General features: G+C 65.6%; 13 protein-coding genes. 8 read left to right on the top strand and 5 right to left on the bottom strand.

From position 1 onward, the window contains the following. Positions 1–40 precede the first annotated feature (40 nt). From clpA to icd, 3 genes are all read right to left on the bottom strand, one after another. Positions 41–2,362 (bottom strand): ATP-dependent Clp protease ATP-binding subunit ClpA, encoded by a 2,322-nt coding sequence (clpA, locus tag AC1DYK_RS06115; protein ID WP_478165446.1) that lies wholly within the window; start codon positions 2,360–2,362, stop codon positions 41–43. Between the two features lie 67 nt (positions 2,363–2,429). Next, entirely contained in the window at positions 2,430–2,789 is a 360-nt protein-coding gene (gene clpS / locus AC1DYK_RS06120; protein WP_158724591.1) for an ATP-dependent Clp protease adapter ClpS, read from the bottom strand. Between the two features lie 241 nt (positions 2,790–3,030). Continuing rightward, positions 3,031–4,290, bottom strand: a complete 1,260-nt coding sequence (gene icd / locus AC1DYK_RS06125; protein WP_478165447.1) for an NADP-dependent isocitrate dehydrogenase — start codon at positions 4,288–4,290, stop codon at positions 3,031–3,033. Between the two features lie 194 nt (positions 4,291–4,484). Here icd and AC1DYK_RS06130 point away from each other — a divergent pair, with 194 nt between their 5' ends. Both AC1DYK_RS06130 and AC1DYK_RS06135 read left to right on the top strand, forming a co-directional pair. Beyond that, positions 4,485–4,802, top strand: a complete 318-nt coding sequence (locus AC1DYK_RS06130) for a cell envelope biogenesis protein TolA (protein WP_478165448.1) — start codon at positions 4,485–4,487, stop codon at positions 4,800–4,802. 177 nt (positions 4,803–4,979) lie between these two features. After that, positions 4,980–5,435 carry a DUF192 domain-containing protein gene (locus tag AC1DYK_RS06135; RefSeq protein ID WP_478165449.1) on the top strand — a complete coding sequence of 152 codons (456 nt, stop codon included), beginning with the start codon at positions 4,980–4,982 and terminating at the stop codon, positions 5,433–5,435. A gap of 71 nt (positions 5,436–5,506) precedes the next feature. On the opposite strand, the gene AC1DYK_RS06140 is transcribed toward AC1DYK_RS06135, so the two are convergent. Next, positions 5,507–6,088 (bottom strand): superoxide dismutase, encoded by a 582-nt coding sequence (locus tag AC1DYK_RS06140; protein WP_478089060.1) that lies wholly within the window; start codon positions 6,086–6,088, stop codon positions 5,507–5,509. A gap of 97 nt (positions 6,089–6,185) precedes the next feature. After that, the gene (xseA, locus tag AC1DYK_RS06145) at positions 6,186–7,463 is read right to left on the bottom strand and encodes an exodeoxyribonuclease VII large subunit (protein WP_478165450.1); all 1,278 of its coding nucleotides are present in this window, start codon (positions 7,461–7,463) and stop codon (positions 6,186–6,188) included. Between the two features lie 312 nt (positions 7,464–7,775). Between xseA and AC1DYK_RS06150 the strand changes: the two genes are divergently transcribed. The 6 genes from AC1DYK_RS06150 to AC1DYK_RS06175 form a co-directional block, all read left to right on the top strand. Continuing rightward, positions 7,776–8,408: a MotA/TolQ/ExbB proton channel family protein gene (locus AC1DYK_RS06150; protein ID WP_478093544.1), complete on the top strand. Its 633-nt coding sequence runs from the start codon at positions 7,776–7,778 to the stop codon at positions 8,406–8,408. Positions 8,409–8,410: 2 nt separating this feature from the next. Further along, the gene (locus tag AC1DYK_RS06155) at positions 8,411–8,836 is read left to right on the top strand and encodes an ExbD/TolR family protein (protein WP_478165458.1); all 426 of its coding nucleotides are present in this window, start codon (positions 8,411–8,413) and stop codon (positions 8,834–8,836) included. After that, entirely contained in the window at positions 8,837–9,811 is a 975-nt protein-coding gene (lpxK, locus tag AC1DYK_RS06160) for a tetraacyldisaccharide 4'-kinase (protein WP_478165451.1), read from the top strand. It abuts the gene before it with no gap. Beyond that, positions 9,792–9,974, top strand: a complete 183-nt coding sequence (locus AC1DYK_RS06165) for a Trm112 family protein (RefSeq protein WP_093107755.1) — start codon at positions 9,792–9,794, stop codon at positions 9,972–9,974. Before lpxK ends, AC1DYK_RS06165 begins: the two co-directional genes overlap by 20 nt. Next, positions 9,971–10,738 carry a 3-deoxy-manno-octulosonate cytidylyltransferase gene (gene kdsB / locus AC1DYK_RS06170; RefSeq protein WP_478165452.1) on the top strand — a complete coding sequence of 256 codons (768 nt, stop codon included), beginning with the start codon at positions 9,971–9,973 and terminating at the stop codon, positions 10,736–10,738. Before AC1DYK_RS06165 ends, kdsB begins: the two co-directional genes overlap by 4 nt. Before the next feature lie 121 nt (positions 10,739–10,859). Next, a partial coding sequence (locus AC1DYK_RS06175; protein ID WP_478165453.1) for a nucleoside monophosphate kinase occupies positions 10,860–11,173 on the top strand: 314 nt, incomplete at its 3' end.

Genomic DNA, 11,173 nt, shown 5'->3' on the forward strand with positions numbered 1-11,173 from the left:
CCTTCTGATCGGACGATTCCGCCAAGACGGCGGAAGATGCTCAACCTGTCGCCGCCTCTTCGGCTTCGGGCTTGGCCCGGCCTTCCTTCTTGGCCAGCGGCTGGATGTCGAGCTGCACTTCTTCCTTGTCGTCGAGGTCGACGGTCAGGCGGCCACCCTCCTGCAGGCGTCCGAACAGCAGCTCGTCGGCCAAGGCACGACGGATGGTGTCCTGGATCAGGCGCTGCATCGGGCGGGCACCCATCAGCGGATCGAAGCCCTTCTTCGCCAGATGCTTGCGCAAGGTGTCGGTGAAGGTGACATCGACCTTCTTCTCGGCCAGCTGGGTCTCGAGCTGCAGCAGGAACTTGTCCACCACGCGCAGGATGATCTGCTCGTCGAGCGCCTTGAAGCTCACGGTCGCGTCCAGGCGGTTGCGGAACTCCGGCGTGAACAGGCGCTTGATGTCGGCCATCTCGTCGCCCGCCTGGCGCGGGTTGGTGAAGCCGATGGTCGCCTTGTTCATGGTCTCGGCACCCGCATTGGTGGTCATCACGATGATCACGTTGCGGAAGTCGGCCTTGCGTCCGTTGTTGTCGGTCAGGGTGCCGTGGTCCATGACCTGCAGCAGCACGTTGAAGATGTCCGGGTGCGCCTTCTCGATCTCGTCGAGCAGCAGCACCGCGTGCGGCTTCTTCGTGATCGCCTCGGTCAGGAGACCGCCCTGGTCGAAACCGACGTAGCCCGGAGGCGCGCCGATCAGCCGGCTCACCGCATGGCGCTCCATGTACTCCGACATGTCGAAGCGGATCAGCTCGATGCCCATGATGTAGGCGAGCTGCTTGGCCGCTTCGGTCTTGCCGACGCCCGTGGGGCCGCTGAACAGGAACGAGCCGATCGGCTTGTCCTCGCGGCCGAGGCCCGAACGCGCCATCTTGACCGCCGAAGCCAGCACCTCGAGCGCCTTGTCCTGGCCGAACACCACGCTCTTGAGGTCGCGCTCGATGGTCTGCAGCTTGCCGCGGTCGTCGTTCGAGACGTTGGCCGGGGGAATGCGCGCGATCTTGGCGACGATTTCCTCGACCTCGGTCTTGCTGATGGTCTTCTTGCGCTTGTTCGCGGGCAGGATGCGCTGGGCCGCACCGGCTTCATCGATCACGTCGATCGCCTTGTCGGGCAAATGGCGGTCGTTGATGTACTTGGCGCTGAGCTCGGCCGCGGCCTGCAAAGCAGCCACCCCGTACTTCACGCCATGGTGTTCCTCGAAGCGAGACTTCAGTCCCTTGAGGATGTCGACCGTCTCCTGCACGGTCGGCTCGACCACGTCGACCTTCTGGAAGCGACGCGACAGGGCCGCATCCTTCTCGAAGATGCCGCGGTACTCGGTGAAGGTGGTCGCGCCGATGCACTTGAGCTGGCCGCTCGAGAGCGCCGGCTTGAGCAGGTTGGACGCGTCCAGCGTGCCGCCCGAGGCGGCGCCGGCACCGATCAGCGTGTGGATCTCGTCGATGAACAGGATCGCGTTCGGCTTGTCCTTGAGCGACTTCAGGACGCCCTTGAGGCGCTGTTCGAAGTCACCGCGGTACTTGGTGCCGGCCAGCAGCGCGCCCATGTCGAGCGAGTACACGTTCGATTCGGCCAGGATCTCCGGCACGTCGTTCTGCGTGATGCGCCAGGCCAGGCCCTCGGCGATCGCGGTCTTGCCGACGCCGGCCTCGCCCACCAGCAGCGGGTTGTTCTTGCGCCGGCGGCACAGGATCTGGATCACGCGCTCGACCTCGTACTCGCGGCCGATCAGCGGATCGATCTTGCCTTCCTTGGCGAGCTGGTTCAGGTTCTGCGTGAACTGCTCGAGCGGGGACGACTTCTCGTTCTTCTCGCCGCCGCCATCCTCGCCTTCACCCGAGGAGGCGTCGCTGCTGCCCTTGGCGGCTTCCGGCGGATCGCTTTTCTTGATGCCGTGGGCGATGAAGTTCACGACATCGAGGCGCGTCACGCCCTGCTGGTGCAGATAGTAGACCGCGTGCGAGTCCTTCTCGCCGAAGATCGCCACCAGCACGTTGGCGCCGGTGACTTCCTTCTTGCCGTTGCCGGTGGACTGCACGTGCATGATGGCGCGCTGGATCACGCGCTGGAAACCCAGCGTCGGCTGGGTGTCGACATCGTCGGTACCCGCCACCTGGGGCGTGTTGTCCTTGATGAAGTTGGTGAGCGACGCCCGCAGGTCGTCGACGTTGGCCGAGCAGGCGCGCAGAACCTCTGCTGCGCTCGGGTTGTCCAGCAAAGCGAGCAGCAGGTGCTCCACCGTGATGAACTCGTGGCGCTGCTGCCTGGCTTCTACAAAAGCCATGTGCAGGCTGACTTCCAGTTCCTGGGCAATCATGTGATTTCCTTTTGCCTTGCTGTAAATAATTTGTCAGATGGGTTGGAGCGCGCCTAAATCAACAGGTTCACTCGACCGGTTCGCTGACACATTGCAGCGGATGCCCGGCCTGGTGGGCCGCTTCCATCACCTGATTGACCTTGGTGGCCGCCATGTCGCGGGAATACACCCCGCAGACACCCCGGCCATCGAGGTGGATCTTGAGCATGATCTGGGTCGCGGTTTCCCGGTCCTTGTTGAAGAACTCCTGGATCACGACGATCACGAACTCCATCGGCGTGTAGTCGTCGTTGAGCATGACGACCTGGAACATCTGGGGCGGCGCGGTCTTCTGCGGTCGCCGCTCGAGCACGACCGCATCGCCATCGTCCCGCCTCGGCTTCACGGCCGGCGGCGTCTTGGGGGTCGAAGGGATTCTGGTAGCCATGAAATTCATTTTATAGAGCCGCCGCGGGTTGCACTCGCCGTTGTGGCACAACTGGTGGCGGGTTTGTGACATTCAAGTCGAATGCGGTCGGATCCGCGCCTCGGCCTCAGGCAAGCAGCATGCCCCGGCGGCAAAACAACCGCTGGCCCAGGGCTTTTCCAGCCCAAGAAAAAGCCCCGGCACCTGTCGGCCCGGGGCTTGGGGGATCGGGGCGTCCGTCACGGACGCGCCAGCGCCCTTTTTACATGTTGTCGATCATGACCTGGCCAAAGCCCGAGCAGCTGACCTGGGTGGCACCTTCCATCAGCCGCGCGAAGTCGTAGGTGACCTTCTTGCTGGCGATCGACTTTTCCATCGAGCTGATGATCAGGTCGGCCGCTTCGGTCCAGCCCATGTGGCGCAGCATCATTTCGGCCGAGAGGATCTCGGAACCCGGGTTCACGTAGTCCTTGCCGGCGTACTTGGGCGCAGTGCCGTGGGTGGCCTCGAACATCGCGACCGTATCGCTGAGGTTGGCGCCGGGGGCGATGCCGATGCCGCCGACCTGGGCCGCCAGCGCGTCCGAAACGTAGTCGCCGTTCAGGTTGAGGGTCGCGATCACGCTGTATTCGGCCGGGCGCAGAAGAATCTGTTGCAGGAATGCATCAGCAATCGAATCCTTGACGGTGATTTCCTTGCCCGATTTCGGGCTCTTGAACTTCATCCAGGGACCGCCGTCGACCAGTTCGGCGCCGAATTCCTTGGCAGCCAGGCCATAGGCCCAGTCGCGGAAACCGCCTTCGGTGAACTTCATGATGTTGCCCTTATGCACGATCGTGACGCTGGGCTTGTCGTTGTCGATCGCGTACTGGATCGCCTTGCGCACCAGGCGCTCGGTGCCTTCGCGCGACACCGGCTTGATGCCGATGCCGGAGGTGTTCGGGAAGCGGATCTTCTTGACGCCGAATTCGTCCTGCAGGATCTTGATGAGCTTCTTGGCCTTGTCGCTCTCGGCCTCGAATTCGATGCCGGCGTAGATGTCTTCCGAGTTCTCGCGGAAGATCACCATGTTGGTCTTGTGCGGTTCCTTGACCGGGCTGGGCACGCCCTCGAAATACTGGATCGGGCGCAGGCAGACGTAGAGGTCGAGTTCCTGGCGCAGCGCGACGTTGAGCGAACGGATGCCGCCACCCACGGGCGTGGTCAGCGGGCCCTTGATCGACACCACGTAGTCACGCACCGCGTGCAGCGTTTCCTCGGGCAGCCAGACATCCGGGCCATAGACCTTGGTCGATTTCTCGCCCGCGTAGACCTCCATCCAGTGGATCTTCTTCTTGCCGGCGTAGGCCTTGGCCACGGCCGCATCGACCACCTTGAGCATCACGGGCGTGATGTCCAGTCCGGTGCCGTCGCCCTCGATGAACGGGATGATCGGCTGATCCGGCACATTGAGCGAATTGTCGGCATTGACCGTGATCTTCTGGCCTGCGGCCGGGACTTTGATGTGCTGATAGCTGGACATGAGGACGAGGACTCCGGATGAGATGAAGACTGGAAGACTCGGAGTTTCCAGCCGCCTGATTAGCCTTAGAATTTTAGACGCAACCGGAGGAGCCCGGAGGATCTGTCAACCATGGCCGTGTTGGTTTCGTTGTTGACAGACCTTCTGCTGGCCGGGAGGCGTTTTCAAAATCCATTTCCATTTAGGAATCCGTAATGAGCAAAGTTCTCGCAGTCATGATGGCCGGCCTGTTCGCAGCTGGTGCATTCGCCCAAGGCACCTCGCAAGAAGCCGCCCCCCAGACCAACACCAAGTCTCAGCAGCGCGCCCAAGAGCGTCGCGCCGACAAGCCGCAAGGTCAAGTGCGCCCCCAAGGTGGCGATACCGCGAACACCGCAGAAGGCAGCGGCGGCCTGACTCAGAACAAGTCGACTGCAGCCGCACAAAATCGTACCGCCACCCGCGACGATCGCCGCCGCAACAAGGACGGCAGCGTCCGCAAGATGAACCCGCAAGGCGGCACGCCCCAGTAATCGGAACAATCCGAATTCAAATAAGGCGCTCTTCGGAGCGCTTTTTTTCGTCCGAACGAATAGTCTGCCCAACCTCATTGGGGCAAATCGCGGCGAATTCGAGGTAAGCTTTGCTTCCAACGAATCTGCCCGCCTGTGCGGGCATTCTTGTTTGCGTTGCCGTCCCGAAAGTCGACCATGTTCCTGCGTTTTTTCAGTCTTCTCGCGCTATCGTTTTCATTCACCGCATCTGCTGCACAAGCCCAGGAAGCGCAAAGCCAGCTGCAAAGGGTCCGGATCGCCGCCGGGATGTACCAGATCGACGCCCAGGTTGCCCAGACGCCGCGGCAGCGCGAGATCGGGCTCATGTTCCGCAAGGAAATGCCACAGGCCGAAGGCATGGTTTTCGTGTTCGAGCAGCCGGCCACCCAGTGTTTCTGGATGAAGAACACGCTGCTGCCGCTGACCGCGGCCTTCGTTGCCGACGATGGCCGCATCGTGAACCTGGTCGACATGCAGCCGAAGAGCGAGGAATCGCACTGCTCAAAGGAACCGGTGCGCTACGTGCTCGAGATGAACCAGGGCTGGTTCGCGAAGAAGAACATCAAGGCCGGCGCCAAGCTCGGCGGCGAGCTGTTCACCCGCCCGCGCTGAGCGAAGCGTCCGACCCATGAAAAAGCCGACCCTCGGGCCGGCTTTTCGTTGTCGGGAAACCGGGAGTCGGATCAGCCGAAGTTCTTGGCCACGAAGTCCCAGTTCACCAGCTTCGCGAGGAAGGTCTCGACGAACTTGGGGCGCAGGTTGCGGTAGTCGATGTAATAGGCGTGTTCCCAGACGTCCACGGTCAGCAGTGCCTTGTCGGCGGTCGTGAGCGGGGTGCCGGCGGCGCCGGTGTTGACGATGTCGACCGAACCGTCGGCCTTCTTCACCAGCCAGGTCCAGCCCGATCCGAAGTTGCCCACGGCCGACTTCACGAAGGCTTCCTTGAACGCCGCGTAGCTGCCCCACTTGGCATCGATCGCCTTGGCCAGCGCGCCCGTGGGCTCGCCGCCGCCCGCGGGCTTCATGCAGTTCCAGAAGAAGGTATGGTTCCAGATCTGGGCTGCGTTGTTGTAGATGCCGCCGCTGGACTTCTTGACGATGTCCTCGAGCGTCATGCTCTCGAACTCGGTGCCCTTCTGCAGGTTGTTCAGGTTCACGACGTAAGCGTTGTGGTGCTTGCCGTAGTGGTACTCCATCGTTTCCTTCGAATACTCGGGCGCCAGCGCGTCCAGTGCGTACGGCAGGGGAGGAAGAACGTGTTCCATGATATTTTTCTCGCGGGTTGGTTAAGGGAATCGGAGATTCTAGGAAGGATTCGCAGGCACGGCGTCGGACGTCGCCGCGATGTCCTTGTCGCAGCCGCTATTGCATCACTTTCAGGTCGACCGTGCCGTCGGCGAGCCGGGCCCTGACCTCGTCGCCGGGCGCCAGGCTGGCGGCGCTCGTCACCGCATGGCCCTCGGCATCGGTGAGCCAGGCGTAGCCGCGCTGCAGCACCAGCGCGGGATCGAGCAACTGCAGGCGCAGCGCCGCGCGCTCCAGCCGCTCGCGGTGACAGGCGATGGTGGTGCACAGCCCCAGCGGCGCCCTCGCCTGCAAGGCCTGCCGTGCCTGCGCGAGACGGTCCATCCTGGCGAGCACCGCGTAATGCAGGCGCTGGGCCTGGTGGGCGAGGCCCAGGCGCTGGCGTGCCACCAGCGTCGATGGGCGTCCAAGCCGACCGGTCGCCAGGTCGAGGCGCTGACTCAAGACATCGACGCGCGTCGCAACGGCCTCCCGCAGCCGCTCTTCGATCAGATCGAGCGCGCCGAGCCACAACTCGCGCGGCGCGGACACGAGCTCGGCGGCGGCGGTCGGGGTCGGGGCCCGGACGTCGGCGCAAAAGTCGGCGATCGTGAAGTCGGTCTCGTGGCCGACACCGCAGACGACAGGCACCGGACTCTGGACGATCGTGCGCGCCAACGCCTCGTCGTTGAAGGCCCACAGGTCCTCGATCGAGCCGCCGCCGCGCACCAGCAGGATGACATCGACCTTCGGTTCCAGCGCGTAGAGCGACTGCAGCGAACGCACGAGCTCTGACGGCGCGCCGTTTCCCTGCACGGCCGCCGGCGCCAGCACGACGGGGATGTGCGGCACCCGGCGCCGCAATGCGGTGACGACGTCGTGGAGCGCCGCCGCACCGAGGGAGGTCACGAGCCCGATCGCGCGCGGCAGGGCCGGCAACGCCCGCTTGCGTGCCGGGTCGAACAGCCCTTCGGCCTCGAGCCGGGCCTTGCGCTGCATGAACTGTTCGAACAGCGCGCCCTGCCCGGCTCGCCGCAGGCTTTCGACCACCAGCTGCAAATCGCCGCGCGGCTCGTACACGGCGAGCCGGCCGCGCACCTCGACCTGATCGCCGTCGCGCGGCGAGAAATCGAGCAGGCTGGCCGCGCGCCGGAACATCGCGCAGCGCAACTGGCCGGCCTCGTCCTTCAGCGAGAAGTAGCAGTGGCCGCTGGCCGCGCGCGAGAAACCCGAGATCTCCCCCCGCACGCTGACCGGGTTGAAGCGCGCGTCCAGCGCATCCGCGACCGCCCGGCACAAGGCGCCGACGGCCCAGACTCTCGCGCCGGACGAGGGCGGTTGCTCACGTTCGTTCATGCTTTTTCCGGTGTCACGGGCTTGAGTCGTCCACAAGGCAGCCCGATGGGGGCTGTGGTGCTGCGGCATCTGCACAACAGGCACGGGTTGCCGTGCAAGTCATTGATTTCAAAGAAAAAAGTACTGCTCAAAATTCAATCGATCCGTGGAAAGGCCCGACCCGTGCGGCTTTGGACAGGTTGCTCCGCGTGTTAATCACAAAGTTATCCACATATCCTGTGCGTCGGCGCCTGCCTCAAGAACTCCTCGTGAAGGCACGCCGCCTCGGGGGATAATCGCCGCGCATTTGCAGTCCATGGGCCGGAGGAATACTTGTTTTCCATCATAGTTGCTGCGGGTTGGCCGATCTGGCCGCTGCTCGCCTGTTCGGTGATCGGGATGGCGCTGGTCATCGAACGATTCACCAGTCTCAAGACGTCCAGGGTCCTGCCGCCCAAGCTTCTCGACGAAGCGATCACCGTCTCGCGCACCTCGATCCCCGGTCCCGACCTCGTGACCAAGCTGGAACAGAATTCCGGGCTCGGCGAAGTGCTGGCCGCCGGCTTTCGCGCCCTCAACGTCAATCCGCTGGCGAGCGAAGACGATCTGCGGGTCTCGATGGAATCGGCCGGCCGCGTGGTGGCGCACCGCCTCGAGCGCTATCTGCCCGCGCTGGCGACCATTGCCTCGGCAGCGCCGCTGCTCGGGCTGCTTGGCACCGTGATCGGCATGATCGAGATCTTCGGCTCGCAGTCCCCGGCCAACGGTGCCGTGGGCTCCGGCAATCCGGCGCAACTGGCGCACGGGATCTCGATCGCGCTCTACAACACCGCCTTCGGCCTCATCATTGCCATTCCGGCCTTGATCTTCTGGCGCTACTTCCGCAGCCGGGTCGACGAATACCTGCTGAACCTCGAACTGGCCGGCGAGCGTTTCGCCCGCCACCTGGACACGCTGCGCCGATGAGGATGCATTTCCGTCACGGCTCGCGCGACGAGCCCGAGATCAACCTGATCCCGTTCATCGACGTGCTGCTGGTCGTGCTGATCTTCCTGATGCTCTCGACCACCTACAGCAAGTTCACCGAGATGCAACTGCGCCTGCCGGTGGCCGACGTCGAAGCCCAGCGCGACTATCCGAAGGAGGTGATCGTCGCGGTGTCCGCCGATGGACGCTTCTCGATCAACAAGACCGTGCTGGCGGACCGCAGCGTCGAGACCGTGGCGGCCGCGCTGGCCGCCGCCGCCGGCGTTGCCAGGGACAATGTCGTGATCATCAGCGCCGACGCCAGCGCCGCCCACCAATCGGTCATCACCGTGATGGAAGCAGCGCGCCGGGCCGGGCTGATGCAGATCACCTTCGCCACCCAATCGGCCGCGCAGGCGGGGCGCTAGTTGCAGGAGGCCTGGCTGCGGCGCGGCGCTCTGGCGCGCGGGTTGTGGCCGCTGTCGCTGCTCTACGGCGCGCTGGCCGCCCTCCGAAGAACCCTCTACCGGCTGGGCCTGCGGCGCGTCGAGCGCGTCGGCGTGCCGGTGATCGTCGTCGGCAACGTGATCGCCGGCGGCTCCGGCAAGACGCCGGTGGTGATGGCGATCGTCCGGCACCTGGAGGCGCGCGGCATCCGGGCCGGCGTGGTGTCGCGCGGCTACGGCCGGACCACGCAGGACTGCCGCGAGGTGCTGGACGACAGCGATCCGGCGGCGGTCGGCGACGAGCCTGCGCTGATCCGCCGTTCGACCGGGGCGCCGGTCTTCGTCGCCCGGCGCCGCATCGAAGCCGCCCGCGCCCTGCTCGAGCGCCACCCGGCGACCCAGGTGATCGTGAGCGACGACGGCCTGCAGCACCTGGCGCTGGCGCGGGACATCGAAATCTGCGTCTTCGACGACCGCGGCGTCGGCAACGGCTGGCTGCTGCCGGCCGGCCCGCTGCGGGAGCCGTGGCCGCGCCGCTGCGACTTCGTCCTGCATACCGGCGAACGGCCGGCCTTCGCCGGCTTCACGGCCCGGCGCACTTTGGCGGATCACGCGCTGCGGCGCGATGGCACGCGGGTGCCGCTGGCCTCCCTGGCCGGGCGCAGCCTGATCGCGGTGGCGGCGATCGCCAAGCCCGAGGCCTTCTTCCAGATGCTGCGCGCGCGCGGGCTGGCGCCGGCGTCCTGCATTGCGCTGCCGGACCATGACGACTTCCGCCATTGGCGCCCGCCCGGCGACACCGGCCAGGTGCTGCTGTGCACCGAGAAGGATGCCGCAAAGCTGTGGCGCAAGGCACCCGCCGCGCTGGCCGTGCCGCTGGTCTTCGAACCCGAGCCCGGCTTCTTCACGGCGCTCGACGCAAAGCTATCATCGCGTGATGGACACCAAGCTGCTTGAACTGCTCGTCTGCCCCGTGACCAAGGGGCCGCTGACCTGGAACGCCGAGAAGCAAGAGCTCGCCTCGCGCAGCGCCCGCCTCGCCTACCCCGTGCGCGACGGCATCCCGGTGCTGCTCGAAACCGAGGCGCGCACGCTGTCCGACGAAGAGCTGGGGCTTTGAGCGCCGACTTCACCGTCCTGATCCCGGCCCGGCTGGCATCGACACGGCTGCCCGACAAGCCGCTGGCCGACATCGCCGGCCTGCCGATGGTGGTGCGCGTCGCCCAGCGGGCCGCGCGTTCGGGCGCCGACAGCGTGGTGGTCGCAGCCGACGATGCCCGCATCGTCGACGCCTGCAGCGCGCATGGCGTGCGGGCGCTCCTCACGCGCACCGATCACGCGAGCGGTACCGATCGCCTGGCCGAGGCCTGCACGCAGCTCGGCCTGGCCGACGACGCGATCATCGTCAATGTGCAGGGCGACGAGCCCCTGATCGAACCGGCCCTCATCGACGCCGTGGCCGAGGCGCTGGCGGCGCATCCCGGCGCCGCGATGAGCACCGCGGCGCACGCCATCGACTCGCTCGAGGATTTCGTCAATCCGAACGTGGTCAAGACCGTGCTCGATGCCCAAGGGAACGCGCTCTATTTCAGCCGCGCGCCGATCCCGTGGTGGCGCGACGGCTTCGCCGGCACCGGGCCGACATCGCTGCCAAGCGCGCCCGCGCCGCTGCGCCACATCGGCATCTATGGCTACCGCGCGGGCTTCGTGCGCGGCTTCCCGAGCCTTCCACCGGCGCCGATCGAGGCGATCGAAGCCCTGGAACAGCTGCGCGCCCTGTGGCATGGCCACCGGATCGCCGTGCATGTCAGCGCGCATGCGCCGGGCCCGGGCATCGACACGCCCGAGGATCTGGCGCGAGTGCGCGCCCTGTTCGGCGCCTAGAAGCCTCCGGCCTGTGGTCCGGGGTCGGCCCCGGACCCCATGCTATCCTCGAAGCAACTCCGCCTTGCGCCGCCTCGTGGCCGCCGTGGCGCGACAGAAATCAAGAACCTTCGAGGACACCATGAGACTGATTTTGTTGGGCGCCCCCGGGGCAGGGAAAGGCACCCAGGCGGCCTTCATCTGCCAGAAGTACGGCATCCCCCAGATCTCGACCGGCGACATGCTGCGCGCCGCCGTCAAGGCCGGCACGCCGCTCGGGTTGCAGGCCCAGGCCGTCATGGCATCGGGCGCGCTGGTGAGCGACGACCTGATCATCAACCTGGTCAAGGAACGCATCGCGCTGCCTGACTGCGCCCAGGGCTTTCTCTTCGACGGCTTCCCGCGCACCATTCCGCAGGCCGAGGCCATGCGTGCGGCGGGCGTCAAGCTCGACTA

The sequence above is a fragment of the Variovorax sp. P2_H12 genome, assembly GCF_056403395.1.